The sequence below is a fragment of the Flavobacterium sp. T50_26 genome (assembly GCF_057652995.1).
Map to the genome: position 1 here is coordinate 1 of NZ_JBYFCC010000027.1, position 18,878 is coordinate 18,878.

Genomic DNA, 18,878 nt, shown 5'->3' on the forward strand with positions numbered 1-18,878 from the left:
TGAAAAAAGGGTTCAACTCTAATTAAAAAGTCAAACCCCTTTATTTTTAAACTTACACACTTTTTAGGATAGTGTCGGGATAATATGGATATAACTATCTATAAATCAAAATTACAAACTACTTCAACCCTTTACCTCTTGCCTAAACCATTATACAATCTAAAAACCCCAAATTTGACGTTATTTACCCCATCATTGGTGTAGCGAATGTTAAACTTGACGTCTTTGATGCCATCGTTGACGTCATTGATGCCAAATTTAACGTCAGCGATGCCATAGTTGACGTTGTTAACGCCATCGTTTACGTTCCTGACCCAAAATTTGACGTCCGTGATGTCATCGTTTACGTTGTTGACGCCAAACTTGACGTTCCTGACGCCAAATTTGACGTCTGTGATGTCATCCTTGACGTCCTTGACGCCAAATTTGACGTAAACAACCCCATGCATGACGTTCCTGACGCCATAAATGGGGTTGTTTACAAATTTTAGTGTAGAATAATCCTATTCAATACAACAAAACTAATTATAAATTTTACAAAAAAAAACGGAAACAACTACTCAAAGTGTTTCCGTTTCTACATTCAACCCTTTAACGTGAAGGATTTACTTTTAATTTAGAGAATTAGTCTCTTTCATATACTTCAATCGCACCAGATGCATCTCTTAACTTTAATTGTGTAACTGTAAGATTCATAATATCTTGCGTTCTAGATACATCGCCAAAAACAGTAGTTAAGTTATTGTGCGATCGCACGTAAACTCCAGTAGTGGTAGTTAATTCACATGGAGCGTCTGTAGAATCATAATCTCCTAGAATAACTTCATCACTAACTTTTAGATCCATGTAATCTTCGGCACATCCTTCTTCATTTTGAGGAGCATCAATTAGAACTTCTTGTCCTGCAACTACTGTTCCCACCTGCATTAAATTCCATTTCCCTGCTAGAGGGACAATTGTTTCACCTTCGTTATCGTCATCACTACATGAAGTGGCAAATAATCCGATAGTTAATGCAAAGGCGAATAATAGACTTCGATTTTTCATAATTTGTTTATTTTAATGATTATGGTGTAAAGGTAAAGTTGAGGTTGTTAAAGCTTGTTACAGAATTTTGAGGATGTTTTATAGAATTTCAGCCTTGAAGTAAAAAGCAAAAAACCCGACAATCACTTATCGGGTTCTTAACTTTAAAACAAATATAAATTAATGTCCTCCGGACACTTTTTTATCAAAATCAATGCCTTGATTTCTTAGAATTCCGCTTACTTTCCAAGCGTAAAATGCTAAGTATACAAAACAAACTACACCTACTATATAACTAAACTGAATGTCTGTTTTATCAGCAACAACACCTTGCAACCAACTTACAATTCCACCTCCCATAATCATCATAATTAAGAAGTTACTTCCTTGGTTTGTGTTTTTTCCTAAACCACTAATGGCTAAAGTAAAAATACATGGCCATAAGGTACTGCAAAATAACCCAACACTAGTAAAAGCATAAACACTTAGCATTCCTGTGGTTGACATTCCGATTAATAAAGAAATGATGCCTAACGTTGAAAAAATCAATAACATTCGAGCAGGATTTCCTTTACTGGCAATATCGGCAGCAATTAAAACAACAATTACTAATGCATATACATAAAAAGGAGTTAAGTCACTTTTGGCGATGGCATTCACAACCAAGAAAACTCCAAAAGCAATATAAGGTGCTAAAAATTTCAATATTTTTTGAGTACTTGCCGTAACACTAAATGCTTCAACAGCACCTGTCCAACGACCAATCATTAACGAAGCCCAATATAGTGAAACATATGGTGCAATATCTTTGGTGGCAAAACCAAGTTTGCTTTCCATAAAATCAGGTAAATTACTGGCAGTTGAAACTTCTACACCAACATAAACAAATATCGCAATCATACCCAAAATCAACTGAGGATATTGCAAAGCTGATTTTTTGGACGGACGCGTTTCATCTTCAATTTCAATGACTTCAGTAACTTTGTCAGGAATAGATGAAAATTTAAGTAAAATAGCCACTAAAATAAACGCTGCACCAAGAATTAAATAAGGAATTTTTACACTTTCAATACTCACATCAGTATTGGCTGATGCTGCTGAACCAAAAATGGCAAAACTAACAATCAACGGTCCAATTGTTGTACCAAAATTATTGATTCCTCCAGCCATTGTTAAACGTTGCGAACCGGTAGAAATGGGTCCTAACGAAATAGCTAACGGATTTGCAACTGTTTGTTGTAATGAAAAACCAAGTCCCACAATAAATAAACCGGAAAGCATTAATGGAAATGAGCCATTATTTGCCGCCGGATAAAACAATAATGTTCCTAAAGCAGAAATTATTAATCCTAAAGCTAATGCATTTTTATAACCAATTCGGTTAATAATATCACCTTTGGTTAAATACGAAATCCCCATATAAATTAGTGATCCAACTGTGTAAGCTACATAAAAAGCGACAGAAACTAATTGACTTTGCCCTTGTGTTAAATCGAATGCTTTTTTGAAAACGGGAATTAAGATGTCGTTACTCGCCGCCACGAATCCCCAAAAGAAGAAAACGGTTACTAACGGAATGAATTGTCCCCACTTGGTTTGTTGTTCTTGACTCATTTGGTTTGTTTAGTTAAAAGGTTAGTTATGAGGTTGTTTAAAAATAGTATTTATATAAATCATAAAAAAAACACTTGTTTAATAAAGTACTGATAATTTTTATGAGAAATAATCCTTAAATATACATTTATGTCAAAATCTAATTCACAATTTGAACAAATAGTTATCAACGAAAACGTTTTCATAAATGCATTTTTATAAAAAATACAACGATTGCGTAAATTTGAATACTTTTTTATTCTGCTTTTTTAATTTCGGTTCTCGGACCAATTCCGTTATTGTTAAAGGCTTCAATTTGGAAATAATACACATCTGAACGATCTAAACCATTAAAATAATATTCATTTTTGCCATACACCATGATGGAACCGTATAATTTGTCCGGCGACTTTCCAAAATAAATTACATAACCATCTGCCGCAGGTTCTTGTTGCCATTTGAACCAAACGTTTCTGCGTTCGCCTTTGATTTTTGGAGCAGAACGTAATGGTACAAAATTTTGAACTTCTTTTGGTTTTTCACCAGAACCTTTTCCAAACGCTCTAAATCCGCTTAACGCAAATTTTCCTGTTGGCATACCGTGATTTTCTAGTTTTAAAAATCGTGCTTTTATTGGAGTTTGTAATTCAATGTATTCATGCGGAACATCTTTGGAACTTTTGCTTTTATCAACAATCACTTTCCAATTTTTTCCATCGTTTGAAGCATATAAAATGTATTTATGACCATTAGTTTTATCAGGTTTTCCCATTAATTCGGCATCTTGGTCTGCATAGTTAATTTGAATAGCATTCACTGTACTCATTTCGCCTAAATCGGAAACAATAAATTCGCCTTTGTTACCGGTTTTTGCACTCCAATAGGTTTTAATATCTTCATTAACAGCAAAATTAGCTTGAAATCCGCCTAAGGTTGAAGAAACCTGAACTGGTTTGTTGTAATTCAGTAACATCCAACCTGAAAAATGTTCAGTTGGATGATTTTTCTTTTGAGATGGTAAAAAGGTGGGATAATCACCATACGCCGTATTACTGAACATCACACCATCATTATCAAATCCGGATGGCCAAATTCCGATGCGGCGTTCAAAGTTATTTTTAACACAGATTCCAATCGTGGAAACGTGCCAATATTGATTGTTGTTGTCTTGATACGTTCCGCCATGCCCTGCTCCTCTTGCAAATCCGCCCGGTTTATACGAAAACGGATTATGTGGTTGATATTCAAACGGCCCAAGCGGATTATTTCCAACATAAACTCCATCCGCATAACCACTAAATTCGGTTCCCGGAGCTCCGTATTGCAAGTAGTATTTGTTATTATGTTTGGTCATGAAGGCACCTTCTGTAAAAGGTTGCAGAAAAGTGTTATCATTGTTTTCGCCAAATCGTTCCCAACCGTGTTCATCATCATTTAATGCTAAAACAGGAACGGGTTCACCTTCCGGCTGAAATGTTTTTCGATTCAATTTCAAGCCATACAACGGATATAAATTGCTTGAACCGTAATACATATAGACCTCATCTTTCTCCTGATCCCAAAAAATTTGCGGATCCCAAGCTCCGGCTTGGTGCTTGTGAACTAATTCTTTCCAATCATCTTTTTCGGGATTTTTGCTCATCCATAACGGAAATTCTTTAGAATGTGTTGAACCAATTACTAACAACGTATCATTGACAAATGACAATGAAGGAGCACATAATTCATCGTACACCTTATGTTCGGGGCGAAGAAATTTTCGCGACACAAATTCCCAATTCAACATATCGCTACTGTGCCAATATCCCCATTGATTGGTTGAAAAAAGATAATACTTTCCTTTGAAAAATGTAATCACCGGATCGGCTGTAGCTCTGTGTTTTCCTTGTGTAACAAAATTTGGAATCGGACAATAGCCATAATCCACATTAATTGGATTACAATAGGTTTTTTGTTGAGAAAACGCAGAAGTTATTCCCATCAAGAAAAATAATATGATATGTAGGTTTTTCATATTCAAAAATTTAAAAAAAACCCTTTGAAAAGCTCAAAGGGTTTTCAAGTAAACAAAAACTCAATTATTTAACTAACTCAAATTGTACTTTTTCGGTAGTATTTGAATTTGTTCCGATGAAAACGTCGAACATTCCCGGTTCGGCTACAAATTCTAAATCAGTATTATAAAATTTTAAATCTTCAACTGAAATTTCAAAAGAAACGGTTTTCTTCTCACCTTTTTTCAAAAGTATTTTTTGGAAACCTTTCAATTCTTTTACCGGTCTTGTTACAGAACCAACAATATCGCGAATGTAAAGTTGGACTACTTCTTTTCCGTCATAATTTCCTGTATTTGAAACATCTACAGAAGCAATAATTTTACCGTCAGGAGACATTTTAGTATCCGAAATTTTTAAATTAGAATAGGAAAAAGTCGTGTAACTCAATCCATATCCAAACGGATATAAAGGTTCATTACGCTCATCTATGTAAGTTGTTTTAAATTTCTCAAACTTTCCTTCTTTATTTCCTAAAGGTCTTCCGGTGTTTTTATGATTATAAAAAATTGGAATTTGTCCAACACTTCTAGGAAAAGTTGCTGTTAATTTTCCGGATGGATTTTCGTCGCCAAACAATACATCGGTGATGGCATAACCTGCTTCTGTTCCCGGAAACCAAACATTTAAAATGGTTGAAACTTTTTGATTTTCTTCCACCATAACCAAAGGTCTTCCTGTGAATAAAACCAAAACAACCGGTTTTCCTGTTTTTAAAAGAGCATCTAATAATTCTTTTTGAACATCGGGAATTCCTAATTCGGTGCGGCTACTTGATTCACCACTCATTTCAGATGATTCGCCGATTGCTGCTATAATAACATCGGCTTGAGCAGCAACGTCTAGGGCTTCTTTTAATAATTCTTCTTTGGTTCTGTTGTCACGGTTTAATGTTTTCCCGAACATTGTTGCTCTTTCTTCATAAGCGGCATCAGCGACCAAATTACTTCCTTTGGCATAAATTACTTTGGCTGATTTACCTAAAATTTCTTGCATTCCTTTGGTCAATGAAACAGCACTTTCGTGTTTAGTAGCCACACTCCAAGTTCCCGGCATATTTACTGAATTATTTCCTAGTGGTCCAATTACAGCGATTGTTCCTGATTTTTTTAAAGGTAAAATTCCTTTTTCATTTTTTAATAAAACAAATGATTCTGCAGCTGTTTTTCTTGCTTCTGAACGATGAGCTTGTGTGAAAATATCTGTTTTATTACGTTTTAAATCGCAATAGCGATACGGATCTTCAAACAAACCTAAATCGTATTTTGCACCTAAAATTAAACGAACAGCATTATCTATTTGTTGAACAGTTACTTTTCCTTCGTTAACCGATTTTTTTAAAGTGGATAAAAATCCTTCGCCTACCATATCTAATTCAATTCCGGCATTTAGAGCCATTGCTGAAACGGTTTGCAAATCACCCATTCCGTGATCGGTCATTTCCGGAATTCCGGTGTAATCTGTCACAACAAAACCATTAAATTTCCATTGTTTACGAAGTACATCGGTCATTAACCATTTATTTCCGGTGGCAGGAATTCCGTCAATTTCGTTAAATGAAGCCATCACCGAACCAACTCCGGCATCCACAGCAGCTTTGTATGGAGGGAAATATTCGTTATACATTCGAATTCTACTCATGTCTACGGTATTATAATCTCGACCTGCTTCCGGTGCACCGTATAAAGCAAAATGTTTTACACATGCCAAAATGGTCGTATTTAATGATAAATCTTTTCCTTGATATCCATTTACCATCGCTTTGGCAATTTGACTACCTAAATAAGCATCTTCACCTGAGCCTTCTGAAACTCTTCCCCAACGAGGATCGCGAGAAATATCAACCATGGGAGAAAACGTCCAATTGATTCCGTCTGCACTGGCTTCTTTGGCAGCAATTTGAGCACTGCGTTCAATTAAATTCATATTCCATGTACTTGATAATCCAAGCGGAATTGGAAAGGTAGTTTCGTATCCGTGAATAACATCCATTCCAAAAAGTAATGGAATTTTTAATCTGCTTTTTTCAACAGCTATTTTTTGAACTTCTCTGATTTTGGAAGCAGATTTTATGTTGAATAATCCGCCTACTTTTCCTTCTTCTATATTTTTAGCTACATTAGAACTATTGGCTTGACCGGTTGTAATATCGCCAGAAGTGGGAAGATTTAATTGCCCTATTTTTTCATCTAATGTCATTTTAGAAATTAATTCTTCAATAAACTCCGATTTAGAAACAGGAGCTTTGGTTTTATTTGCTTTTTGGGCAAATAAAGAAGATGATATAAGTAACGTAAGGATTATTGATTTTATTAATTGCATAGTTTTATTTTTTTATCTGTTGGAACATCCACTCGTAAATTGCGGAGTTGTTGTAAACTCTGGTCCAACTGTCGTGATTGGCATCATCAAAAAGTGTTAATTCTAAATCTTTTGAACAGCCTTTTAATTTTTTATAAATGGTAATAGAATAATTTGCATCAACTACATCATCCATTAAACCGTGAAAAATTCGGGTTGGAATGTTGGCAATTTTGCAATTTTCAATCATTGGAACTCGATCTACAAAACCGCAAATAGGCACTAAAGCGGCAAAAGTTTCGGGATGGGCAAAGGCTAAATTCCATGCTCCCCAAGCTCCCATGCTCAATCCGGTGAGGTAAATTCTGTTCGTGTCAATATTATTTTCTTTTATAACTTTTTGAATAAGTTGGTGTAATGATTCTGATTCCCAATATGTCTCTTGCGGACATTGAGGTACCAAAACAAAGGCATCTAATTCATTATTTTGCAAATAGTTTAAAGGCCCGTGAACTTTTACTTTTTCTAAATCGTTTCCTTTTTCGCCGGAACCGTGTAGAAAAATAATAAGCGGTTTTTTACTACTTGATTTTTTTGGTTTGTGTAATAAATAGTTATAATCGTATTGCTTTGTGATAGCAGTAGTGAATGACCCACTCTCGGTTTGTGAAAAACCTTGTGTAAAAAACAATACGACTAAACTAATTATTATGTGTTTCATTATATAATTCTTTTTAATTTAAAATCCGTGTTGGGAAGAAGCGAAACCTAAATTTTGCAATCCGGTTCTAACTTCCGGTGCTTGCATAAATAAATTCCATAATAATCCTGTACGATGATTTTCAATCATGGGAACAATTGTGCCCTGATCGATAGCAAGATAACGTTGCGTTACCCAGTTATAATGTGGAGAAAAAGCATCATAAGGTCCTGCAATTCCAACATGTGTTGCTTTTTTTTCATCATACAAATAACGTAAAAATTTCATAGATTCTGCAGGTGTGTAAGGAAATGAAGACAACGCTGCAGTTGGTGTTATAACTCCTTTATCATTATTTGGCTGATGAGCAGTATAACCCGTTGTGCCGTCTGCATTTCTGGTATAACTGGCAGTTAATCCCCAACATTTATCGGAATAACCATTAAAATTATTTGGGTTTGCAATACTGTGTTGATAAATTATTTGTGAATGATTTTTATTCAAATCCCAATAGTTTGCATATTGATCGGTTAAGCCTCTTGGGTCTAATCCTAAATGAGAATAATGAGCCCAAAATAAAGGTCCAACCGTTCCAGTAGCTCCATTGTGGTTTAAGATAACCGGAATTCCATACTGATTTCCTCCATGAACAATATTTCCATTGCGTGCCCAAGCTTGATGATAAGCCTCTGATTGCACGGGATGCGTTGGTGAAGCGGCTGCCAAGACATAGGTTATCAAACATTCGTTGTAACCTTCTAACTTAAAATTCATGAGCCACCCATTGCTTGGTGACCAATGCCAATAAAGTGCATTTTCTCCTTTAGTATACCAATCCCATTCTACGCCTTTCCACAAATCATCTGCTTTTTGTGCAAGAGCTTGTTCTGCGGAATTTCCGCTTTTAAAATATTCTCTTAGCGTGATTAAGCTTTGACATAAGAAGGCTGTTTCTACTAAATCACCTCCGTTGTCATTGGCTCCAAACGGAATAACATCTCCAGTATTTCCGTTCATCCAATGTGGCCATGCACCGTGAAAACGATCGGCATTTTCTAGGAAATTTAAGGCTGTTTGCAAACGAGAAACTGCTTCTGTTCTGGAAACAAAACCTCTTTCTATACCAACAATTATTGTCATTAGACCGAAAGCTGAACCGCCGGTGGTGACGATATTTTGATCAAAAGTAGGATCTGAAATAATGTACCGCTCACGGGCTAATTTTGAATTTGGATGAGCCAAATCCCAAAAATAGATAAGAGCATCTTTTTGAACTTGATCTAAAATTTCGTTTTCGGATAACGGTGCTGCTTCGTCACCATTATCAATGTTTGATGATGATGAGCACGAATTAATAAGTAGTGTTAAAGAAAAAAATAGTATTGTAAATTTCATTTTATTTTAGTTGAAATATTATATAAATTACCTAACCTATTTATAAAATCATGATGATTCAAGGTTAGGTAATTTAATTAATAATTTTTTTAATCTGATGGATTTAATCCATCAAATCAACAATTTCCTCTTGGGTTAAAACCCTATTAAAAAGTCTGACTTCATCATATAAGCTACTATCTGAATTATGTCCCCAATAAGAAAACGTTGGTCCACCTGCTCCTATTACAAGACTATTACAGTCAGTGAAATTTATTGGAGTGGAAAATGTAGCGGTTCTTTGAAGAACTCCATCAAAATATATTTTGGATTCTGTTGTTGATATTGTAAGTGTTATATACACCCAACTATCATTAACAGTTAAAGTTCCGCCATCGTTCCATGATTCTCCTGTTCCAAAACCTGCGTTTAATTTAATTGTTTGAGATGTAGCATTTCCTTCTCTAAATAGTCGGAATCCATATTTTCTACTTTCATCTCCGCTTATTTCAAAAGCAGTTGGATTTCCAATTACTAACAAACCTGATCTATCTGGAGATGCATTGACTTTGTACCAAAAAGAAATGGTTAATTCATCTGTAAACATTCCAGTGATTGGATATGAAATATATGAACCTGTTGCACCTTTAAGAGAATGCTCACCAACTTTAGGTTCGCCTAATACAGGAACACCAACTTTTGTTGCAGGTGCTCCTGATACAGAATTCAAGAAAAATTGGTTCTCAAATTCTGCATAAAGTTTTTCACCATTTAATGGAGTATAGTTACCAACGTCTAAGGGATAATCTCCTAATTCTGGACGATCCATATCCTGACAGGCAATAAGCGAAAACATACCAAAAAGAAGTAGGCCTGTTTTCAATATTGAAATTTTAAAATGTTTCATATTTTATTTATTTTGTAGAAATTATCACGAAAGACAATATCTTGGTTTATTAATAGTTTGGATTTTGAACTAAAACGCCTCCTGACTGATCGATAGCTGTTAATGGAATAGGATAATGTTTATTTCTATCCTGATATCCTAAACCGCCTAAAACAGATGTTGCATCTCCCCATCTAACTAAATCGTAGAATCGTTCACCTTCCATAGCAAATTCAACTCTTCTTTCTTGTTTGATTGCATTTCTAACAACCAATTGATCTGCAGATATAATGTCTGGCAAAACGGAAGCATTGTTGCCTCTTGCTCTTGCTCTAACTTGATTAATATAGGTTGTTGCTAATGCTGTTTGACCTGTTTCATTTGCTGCTTCTGCTGCCATTAAAAGCACATCGGCATAACGAATAACCTTAATGTTGCCCCAATGGTTTTTATTTTCACCGTAAAAGATTCTTTCAGAAGGAAGGGTATAAGCTTTTTTATTCCAATACGGCTGAGCTAATCCTGTAGGTAATACTAATGGAGGATTGCTACCATCTGATTGTCCTTCAAACAAAATTGTTGCTTCTCTTCGAGGGTCTCCGGTTTCAAAAGCATCCACTAATGCTTGGGTTGGCACATTGAATCCCCAACCTAAATCCCACGTTCCAGCACCGCGAATACCTTGTGATTCCCAGTAGTTATTTGAATAATTGACACCTCCTAAACGTAAAAATTGAATTTCAAAAACAGATTCTGTTGAGTTATTTCCCTCTTTAAAAAATAAGGTTGAAAAGTTATTATGTAATGTATAACCATATCCCATCACATCAGTCAATTCTGTTAATGCATCTGCCCAATTTTGTTGGTACAAATACAATTTACCAAGCAATGTTTGAGCAAAACCTTTTGTAGCTCTTCCCGGATGAGCAGGCCAAGAAACGGGTAAATTCTCTTTGGCAAAAGTTAAATCGCTAATTATCTGTGCATCAACTTCTGCAATTGTGGATTTTGCTTTTACACCATCACTCGGATTCACCACTCTGTTGGTAATAATTGGCACTTCTCCATAATCTCTTCGTAACTCAAAATAAGCAAATGCTCTAATAGCCATAGCTTCTGCTTTATTAGAGATACTTCCTGCATCTGTTGCTTCTGATTCTTCTACATCTATAATTAAATCATTACACGCATAAATTAAGCTGTAATGTCCGTTCCAATTACCTGCTGCGAATCCCTCGGCTGCTGCATATTGAAAATTATCAAAAATTGCTCCAAAAGCCGCTGCATCTGTTGAAGTACTTCCCTTGGCTGCATCATCGGAACGAATGCTTTGAAACCAATACCTAGTCCAATCTGCAATTCCGCCTTGTGTTCTTAACATTCCGTATAAACCGAATGCTTTTTCTTCAAAACCTCCGGCAGTAAGATCACCTTCTGTTGCTGTTCCTAAAGGTTTTCTGTCTAAGAATTCATCGTCATTACATGCTGTAATCATCACTAATGATAAGGCAATAAACAACGAAGATTTTAAAATTGTTTTTATTTTCATAATGCTATTTTTTTAGAATGTAACGTTTAAGCCTAAAGTTGTAATTGCAGGAACAGGATATCCACCGGTATCAATTCCAAATTTTGTTGGAGAGCCACCTGCCTCAGGAGAAAAGCCTGAATTTTTTGACCATGTTACCATGTTTTGTGCACTGAGGTATAATTTTAAGCTCTCAATTTTTAATTTACTTACTAAATTTTGATTAAAACTGTATGTTAATTGAACATTTCTCAATCGCATGTAGCTACCATCTTCAATCATATAAGTTGAACGGTTATTTGTATTATATCCAGATGCGTCATTCAAACGAGGTTCCCAGTTTGAAGTTCCCGGTCCGTTCCATGCTCCTAAACGGTCTGTTCTATAATTAAATTGAGCAAACGTTGAACCGTTACCCCAATCTCTCCAAATCTCATTTCCGTAAACACCTTGTAGATCTACTGATAAGCTAAAACCTTTGTAATCAATATTTGTAGAAATTCCGTAGGTAAAATCAGGCGTAGGATCACCAATTTTTGTTCTGTCATTTGCATCGATTACTCCGTCTCCATTGATGTCTTTAAATTTTAAATCACCAACATCATATGCTCCTAAAGTACTTGGAGTTGAATTAAGAATATCTGCATAAGTTTGATAAACTCCTTCTACCACATAACCATAAAAAGCTCCTACTGGGTTTCCTGCACTTAGAATAGTTGGTCCATCAAATATTTCATAACCATCTTCATATACAGAATTAACTCTATTACTAACTGTCGTTAAATTTCCGGAAAATGAATAACTAAAATCATCATTTAGCCTATCTTTCCATGAAGCAGCAAGTTCAATACCGCTATTTTCTATTTCACCGGCATTAACATAAAATCTTTCACTACCTAACTGAACAAATGTTAGTAAATCTTCTGTAGTTTTATCATAATAATTTGCCTCAAAACTTAATCTATTATTAAATGTTGCTAATTCAATACCAAATTCTTTAGAAGTAACTGTTTCCCATTTTAAATTAGGGTTGTTACGGTATTCTAATATATAAGCAGGCACTAATTGATCATCAAAAACAGCACTTGAACCGTTAACGTAGTTTGGATAAGTAGGATAATGCACCGAAGTAAATTGATTACCCAATTGCCCAAAAGAAGTTTTAAGTTTTAAGAAATCAAATACTTTTTGATTGGCCATAAAAGCTTCTTTAGTTATTTCCCAAGCTGCTCCAATTGACCAGAAATTTTGCCATTGTCTAACTTCAGAAGAACCATCTCTTCTATAAGAAGCATTTAACATATATTTACTATCATAATTATATAAAATTCTTCCTAAATAAGAAACTGTAGATCTATCCCATTGATCAGAATTTGCTAATCTTGTGGTAAGATCTCCATAAGGATATACATTCAAGTACCACCATCTTGGATCGTTTGGAATTGCATTTACATCTATACCTTCATCATTATAACTTGGAGCTTTTTGTCTTACAGAACCACTTACTCCGCTAAAATATTCTTCATAACGAGTATATCCTATTAAGGCTGAAACACCATGTTTTCCAAATTCCTTATCGTAGCTTAACAATAGGTCTTGTTGTAATTTTTGACTATCGTTTTTAAATTGATTAACACCGGTTAAAGCATTACTAGCGTATAATGTTGTTTCATCTGTTTCTGCGGTATAAATATTAAAAACAGGTGTATAGCCTCTACCTTTGGAATAGCCAACGTCTGCTAAATAAGCACCTCTTAATTTTAAGTTATCAATAATTCTAATTTCAGCAAAAATATTACCTACAAAACGGGTCAATCTATTGATTTGTGTATTCTTTTTTGCTTCAGCTTCCACTAATGGATTACCAATTTGTGCTCCACCAATATCAATTGGTAATTGATTATAAATACCTAATTCATTGTTATACGGAGCTACAATTGGTGTGGCATTAATTGCTGAAGAAAAGTTATACAATCTTGGTAAACGTTCATCTGAACCATTAAGCCCTACTCCAATCTTAATATTATCATTCAGTTTCAATTCATTATTTAAATTGAAAGTAAATTTTTTGTATAATTCATTGATTATTAAACCTTCTTCATTAACGTAACCTAATCCTAAATAAAATTTATTTTTTTCGGTAGCGTTGGAAATAGATAAATTGTGAATATTAATAATTGCACTATCATTCGAAATTTCATCAATCCAATCTGTATTTGCATTGAAAAGATTATAATAAGGATATAAACCCGCTCCTTGATTCTCTCTTTGTTGATCATACAAGGTTCTAAATTGTTCACCGTTAGTTAATTCAGGTTTGTTTGTGATTGATTTTAAGCCTATTGAAGTATTGTAATTAATAGTTGTTTTACCTACTTTAGCTCTTTTTGTAGTTACGATGATTACACCGTTTGCACCTTTAGCACCAAAAACAGCAAGAGAAGAAGGGTCTTTTAAAACCTCTATTGATTCAATATCACTTGGGTTTACATAGCTGATATTATCGTTAAAAATTCCGTCTACAACATACAAAGGTTTTGTTTGAAATAAACTTGCAGTACCCCTAATTCTAATGTCTGGCTCAGCACCAGGGGTTCCTGAATTTACAATCGTTAATCCGGTTACTTTTCCTTGTAAAGAGTTAATTGGGTTTGTGTTTGGTCTTTCGGCAACTTCATCACCTGAAATCTTTACGATTGAACCTGTTAAATCACGTTTTTTTGCTGAACCGTATCCAATCATGACAACATCATCCAACTGCATTACTTCGGTTTTCATGATGACACTGGATGCTTGAGAAGCTAAAATTACTAAATCAGACATACCAATCATTGTGAATTTAAGCTGATCGGTTCCGGCCGCAGTAACTATAAAATTTCCATCAAAATCAGTAGTAGTATACTTACTTGATGTTAAATTTTGAATGTTCACTCCTGCTAAGGGGACACCTGTTTCATCTTTAACTGTACCACTGACTTCTTGAGCAAATGAAATCAATGGAAATAAAAATGAAAGCATTAATAAATAAATTTTTTTCATGTTAAATCATTTAAGTTTTGTTTACACGAATATACAAACTAAAACGTTATAGTTAATCCTAAAAACTACACTACATGAGTACATCAATTACTTAAAATAAAATATTAATCAATTAACTATCAATGCAATAAAATGTTAATTTTTTAAAATTAGTACATCAATTAAAATACAAATGATGTAGTAGTGATGAGCTGTGTATTTGATAAAAAATATATGAAAAAATTATAATTTATGCATTTAAAGAATGTCGTTTATAAATTAATCATAAATCTTGATAGGCTTTCTTCCTGATTTAATTTTATCTTTTTACGGAGTCGGTAACGATGCAATTCCACACCTCGATAGGAAATATTCATTAAAGGTGCAATTTCTTTTGAAGACAGATTCATTCGCAAATAGATTGAAAGCTTGATATCTTTTGAAGTTAATTCAGGATAGGTGTTGGTTAATTTTTGTACAAATTCTTCATGACTTTGAATAAGATTTTTTTCAAAATTTTCCCATTCACGTTGATTAATTGCATTGGATTTGATGGCTTTCTTAATCTTTGTTTTAACAGTATTGATATTCTTCTCTTCTTCCAAAATGCGTTGAATACTTTCAATCATTTCCGATTGTTTGGCAATAGAAAGTGATTTTCCGGCAACTTCCGAAGCTTTGGATTGAACTTGCATTTCTAAAATATGCTTTTCATAATCTTGCAGTTTAAGTTTATTTTCTGCTTCCATTTCCAATTCCATAATCTGGCGATGGTGTTTCAGTTCTTCTTCTTTTAGCTTAATTTTTTCTTGATATCGCACTTTATTCCATCGATAATATAAAAACAAAATTCCGCCAACAATCGCAAAATAAAGAATTATCATCCAAATTGAAAGATACCACGGCTTTAAAACAGTAAAGGAAAACTCATTGGTTTTAACGTATTCATATCCGTTTGTAAAATAGACTTCAATACTATTATTTCCGCTTGATAAATTATTTAAAATCAATTTACCATCTGTTAATGGCACTAATTCTTGATTATTTAATTTGTAAAATAAAGTCGATTTTTTATTTCCAAAATAGTCGGACACAAAATGTAAAGTCAAACTTTGGTTATTAGGAATTTTTGCTTCATCATCTAAAATTTTTCCATTAAAATAAGCTTCAATCTCTACTTTTTGATTTATAAAATTATTTTTATTTGATTCAAATTGCAAAAATCCATCGTCAAGATTAACTAAATACTGTTCATTAAATTTAAAAATTCTGGTTTCTTGATTGATTATTTTTCCTTCATAATATTTTTTCGGAATCAACTTCCATGAAAAATGATCGTTCGATTGATTTATAATATAAAACAATCCTCCTTTTAAAATGGCAAAACTTGCATCATCAATCGGAATTACTTCACTGATATTTTTAAAATTTTGATTGAATAAATCGTGTTTTTTTAGTAAATCTGTTACACCATCCAAATAATACCATTCTGAGTTAATGTAATATAAAACATCATTTTTATACTTGAATATTTTTACACCAAAATCACTTTTAATATTATTTTTTTCAGTTAAATTAAGATACGAAATCACTTCAAGGCTTTCATCATATTTAATCTTAAAAAGTCCGCGATAACTATCCGATGCTACAATTTCATGCTGACCAGTTTGTACAAAATCTTTAAATGGTCTATATTCTGTGTTGAGACGCTTATAGTTTGAAAAATCATTCTTATTGTCAAAAAAAGCTAATCCAAGGTAATTTGCTTGAATATATCTATCATGAAAAAGATCTTTTTTCAATTGCCAACCGCCATTTAAAGGATTTATTTTTCTATATGATTTAAAATCATATAAAAAAGTACCATCATTGTGGCCTATTACAAAATTATCTTCTATTTTCTTTACATTCCAAACTTGTCCTTGAGAATTAGGCACAATTTTTAACACTTTATTTTCATAGGTAAAAACACCGTGATTTGAACCTAATAAATATCCATTTTGGGTTGCTGCTATAGAATAAACTGTTCCTAATTCACCGGTGTTATCAGAAAAAATTCGGAAAGGTGAGTTTATTTCTATGTGTGAGATACCATTATCTAAACCCAGCCAAATATCATTTTCCTTGTCTACTGAAATACTGAGAACCGAGTTGTTAGAAAGTCGATTATTGCGATTTATATTAATAAATTCGCCGGAATCCATTTGAACAATATACACTCCTTTTGAAGCAGTTCCTATGACCAATTTATTGTCTTGATAAAATTTGGCAGTTATAATTACTTCCGATTTTAAAGCTTCATTGATGGGATGACTCCAAGGCTGTAATCTTCCGTTTTTTTCAACAAAAACACCATTTTTTAAAGTAAAAATATAAATTTCATTGTTGTTTTTTGCGATAGCGTGAATGACATTATTTAGAACTGCATCCCACTTTTTTATGAACGTGAAATTTTTTCCATCAAATTCAAAAACACCTCTATTAACCGAAGCAACATATATTTTCGAATCGATTACAAAACAATACGAAATCAAAAACGGAACTTCAATTCGTTTTATAGAATTGTTTTTATAAATAAAAATTTCGTTAAACGATTGAAAATAAATAGTACCGTTTAATTCAAAAATTTTCCAAATTTCTTCATTTTTAGAAGTGTCTTTAAAAAAATCTTTATCTTTGGTAAGTGAATAATACCGCATGATTCCATTTTCTCTTTTCCAATAACCAAATTCGTTATAGGAACCACAGTATATCTTTTCATTATGAGCAAAAACCGAACGAATTACGGTTTTATTTGGCAACGAATAACGCTCCCATTTCACACCATTATAACGTAAAAAATAATGATTATTGGCAAAATACATGGCGTTATCTTTTCCTTGCGTAACGCTCCAGACTTGGTTGTCGCCGTTGTAATTGGATTTTGTGAAATTTTCGACAAAAGGTAGCAGTTCCTGTGAAAATATATTCAAAGAAAATAAAAGAAAAAACAAAAACTGAAATTTCAATTTCATGCAGTAGTTAATATTTCTCAAATGTAAAAAACTATTCGGACTTAAACACTACTGTTAAATGCAATCTACTTTGTGGTAACTAAACCTTCATTTACATAATCTTGTAAATACGAAAATCGAGGTGTTAATTTACCATTTTCGGTAATTTTTGCACGTTGAAGAATTCCGTCTTTGTCATTATTAAAAAAAGCCGGGATAACATGCTCCATGAACATTTCACCAAAACCTTCACTGGCGTCTTTTGGTAATTCGCATGGCAAATTATCTACGCTCATAACCATTATTGAACCGGGATGAGTGTAAGACACCTCTTTATGCTCATAAGGTAAATAGCCAAAAAACGGATCTGCAATCGTTGAAGCTTTGATAGTACAAGCGATTGGGCCGTTTACATCACAAGAAATATCGGCCACCACTTTAATTTTACAATCTTTAGCTTTGAGCATTTCTTGCGTCAAGATATAAGGAGAGTCATTTCCATAAAAATGACCAGTAATAAAAACATCAGAAACTTTGGTAAAACGTTCAAAATCTGAAACATATTCTTTTGGATTTGTATAAAAATCTTGGTTATCCAAAACTTTTCCGTCTTTTCGTTTGTTGTAATCCAACACATCAATTTGGACATAAACCGGTTCTGAATAATTTTTGGTAAGGAAATTTTCAACTGAAACTTCTTTAATTTTCATTCCGTCTAAAATTTCCTTGGCTCCCATTCCAACTTTTCCTTTTCCGGTGAGCACAATTTTAATTGGAGGTAAAACTTGTCTTTTTAATTTTGAAATTAGTTCTTCTTTACCTTTCAATGTTTCGGCTTTAGGTATATTGAAAAGTTCAAATTTAATTCCAAATCCGCGAAAAGCATTATAAGTTCCAACAATTCCGGCATAGCGACCAAAACCAATTAAGCGACGGTTTTGATCATCCACAATTGTTTCATGATCATATAATTCGATATTTTTGTCTAAAACAGCTTGCAATAATTTTCGATTATGTATTTGTTTTTTGATTGTATGCGAAAAGAAAAAATATTTTTTATTGGGAATTAAAGCATCCACAGGAACTTCTTTAACACCAAGTAAAACATCACAATCAGAAAGATCTTCAGTCACTTCAATTCTTACGGCAACATAATCTGTATCAGGAAAAACCCTAATATCTGATGCTTCTACCTTTATTTTTGCCTCAGGAAATTGTTGTTGTAACCGAACCAATTCTTCGGGTGTAAAAACAACTCTTCTGTCTGGCGGATTTTTGCGTTCTTTGATGATTCCGAATGTCATTTGTGATATTTTTATAGCAATTTTTAAAAATTGTTTCAAATATAACATTTCTGATTTATTTAGACAAGTTTTATTTATGACAATTTTTCATGTATATTTGT

11 protein-coding genes are annotated in these 18,878 nt (G+C 33.4%); all 11 read right to left on the bottom strand.

Annotation, left to right across the window (positions count from 1 at the left end; all coding sequences use genetic code 11):
* Positions 1 to 624 precede the first annotated feature (624 nt).
* Positions 625 to 1,047 (bottom strand): lipocalin family protein, encoded by a 423-nt coding sequence (locus tag AC23MC_RS14085; RefSeq protein WP_487569023.1) that lies wholly within the window; start codon positions 1,045 to 1,047, stop codon positions 625 to 627.
* A 159-nt stretch (positions 1,048 to 1,206) separates the two neighbouring features.
* A complete protein-coding gene (locus tag AC23MC_RS14090) occupies positions 1,207 to 2,640 on the bottom strand; it encodes an MFS transporter (RefSeq protein ID WP_487569022.1) in 1,434 nt (477 codons plus the stop codon).
* A 235-nt stretch (positions 2,641 to 2,875) separates the two neighbouring features.
* Positions 2,876 to 4,633, bottom strand: a complete 1,758-nt coding sequence (locus AC23MC_RS14095) for a family 43 glycosylhydrolase (protein WP_487569021.1) — start codon at positions 4,631 to 4,633, stop codon at positions 2,876 to 2,878.
* 64 nt (positions 4,634 to 4,697) lie between these two features.
* Positions 4,698 to 6,995, bottom strand: coding sequence for a beta-glucosidase BglX (bglX, locus tag AC23MC_RS14100; RefSeq protein WP_487569020.1), 2,298 nt, complete (start codon positions 6,993 to 6,995; stop codon positions 4,698 to 4,700).
* A gap of 4 nt (positions 6,996 to 6,999) precedes the next feature.
* Entirely contained in the window at positions 7,000 to 7,695 is a 696-nt protein-coding gene (locus tag AC23MC_RS14105; RefSeq protein WP_487569019.1) for a carboxylesterase family protein, read from the bottom strand.
* Positions 7,696 to 7,713: 18 nt separating this feature from the next.
* Complete coding sequence (locus tag AC23MC_RS14110) at positions 7,714 to 9,069, bottom strand: glucoamylase family protein (RefSeq protein ID WP_487569018.1); 1,356 nt, start codon at positions 9,067 to 9,069, stop codon at positions 7,714 to 7,716.
* A 103-nt stretch (positions 9,070 to 9,172) separates the two neighbouring features.
* Positions 9,173 to 9,955 (bottom strand): LamG domain-containing protein, encoded by a 783-nt coding sequence (locus AC23MC_RS14115; RefSeq protein ID WP_487569017.1) that lies wholly within the window; start codon positions 9,953 to 9,955, stop codon positions 9,173 to 9,175.
* Positions 9,956 to 10,004: 49 nt separating this feature from the next.
* Complete coding sequence (locus AC23MC_RS14120; protein WP_487569016.1) at positions 10,005 to 11,483, bottom strand: RagB/SusD family nutrient uptake outer membrane protein; 1,479 nt, start codon at positions 11,481 to 11,483, stop codon at positions 10,005 to 10,007.
* A 12-nt stretch (positions 11,484 to 11,495) separates the two neighbouring features.
* On the bottom strand, positions 11,496 to 14,501 hold the full coding sequence (locus AC23MC_RS14125) for a SusC/RagA family TonB-linked outer membrane protein (RefSeq protein ID WP_487569015.1): 3,006 nt from the start codon (positions 14,499 to 14,501) through the stop codon (positions 11,496 to 11,498).
* Between the two features lie 251 nt (positions 14,502 to 14,752).
* The gene (locus AC23MC_RS14130; protein WP_487569014.1) at positions 14,753 to 17,494 is read right to left on the bottom strand and encodes a helix-turn-helix and ligand-binding sensor domain-containing protein; all 2,742 of its coding nucleotides are present in this window, start codon (positions 17,492 to 17,494) and stop codon (positions 14,753 to 14,755) included.
* A gap of 65 nt (positions 17,495 to 17,559) precedes the next feature.
* A complete protein-coding gene (locus tag AC23MC_RS14135; RefSeq protein WP_487569013.1) occupies positions 17,560 to 18,777 on the bottom strand; it encodes an NAD(P)-dependent oxidoreductase in 1,218 nt (405 codons plus the stop codon).
* Positions 18,778 to 18,878 lie beyond the last annotated feature (101 nt).

Excerpts from the sequence above, each read along its gene's own strand:
- AC23MC_RS14085 (WP_487569023.1), bottom strand. The coding sequence starts at position 1,047 with ATGAAAAATCGAAGTCTATTATTCGCCTTTGCATTAACTATCGGATTA.
- AC23MC_RS14090 (WP_487569022.1), bottom strand. The coding sequence starts at position 2,640 with ATGAGTCAAGAACAACAAACCAAGTGGGGACAATTCATTCCGTTAGTA.
- AC23MC_RS14095 (WP_487569021.1), bottom strand. The coding sequence starts at position 4,633 with ATGAAAAACCTACATATCATATTATTTTTCTTGATGGGAATAACTTCT.
- bglX (WP_487569020.1), bottom strand. The coding sequence starts at position 6,995 with ATGCAATTAATAAAATCAATAATCCTTACGTTACTTATATCATCTTCT.
- AC23MC_RS14105 (WP_487569019.1), bottom strand. The coding sequence starts at position 7,695 with ATGAAACACATAATAATTAGTTTAGTCGTATTGTTTTTTACACAAGGT.
- AC23MC_RS14110 (WP_487569018.1), bottom strand. The coding sequence starts at position 9,069 with ATGAAATTTACAATACTATTTTTTTCTTTAACACTACTTATTAATTCG.
- AC23MC_RS14115 (WP_487569017.1), bottom strand. The coding sequence starts at position 9,955 with ATGAAACATTTTAAAATTTCAATATTGAAAACAGGCCTACTTCTTTTT.
- AC23MC_RS14120 (WP_487569016.1), bottom strand. The coding sequence starts at position 11,483 with ATGAAAATAAAAACAATTTTAAAATCTTCGTTGTTTATTGCCTTATCA.
- AC23MC_RS14125 (WP_487569015.1), bottom strand. The coding sequence starts at position 14,501 with ATGAAAAAAATTTATTTATTAATGCTTTCATTTTTATTTCCATTGATT.
- AC23MC_RS14130 (WP_487569014.1), bottom strand. The coding sequence starts at position 17,494 with ATGAAATTGAAATTTCAGTTTTTGTTTTTTCTTTTATTTTCTTTGAAT.
- AC23MC_RS14135 (WP_487569013.1), bottom strand. The coding sequence starts at position 18,777 with ATGACATTCGGAATCATCAAAGAACGCAAAAATCCGCCAGACAGAAGA.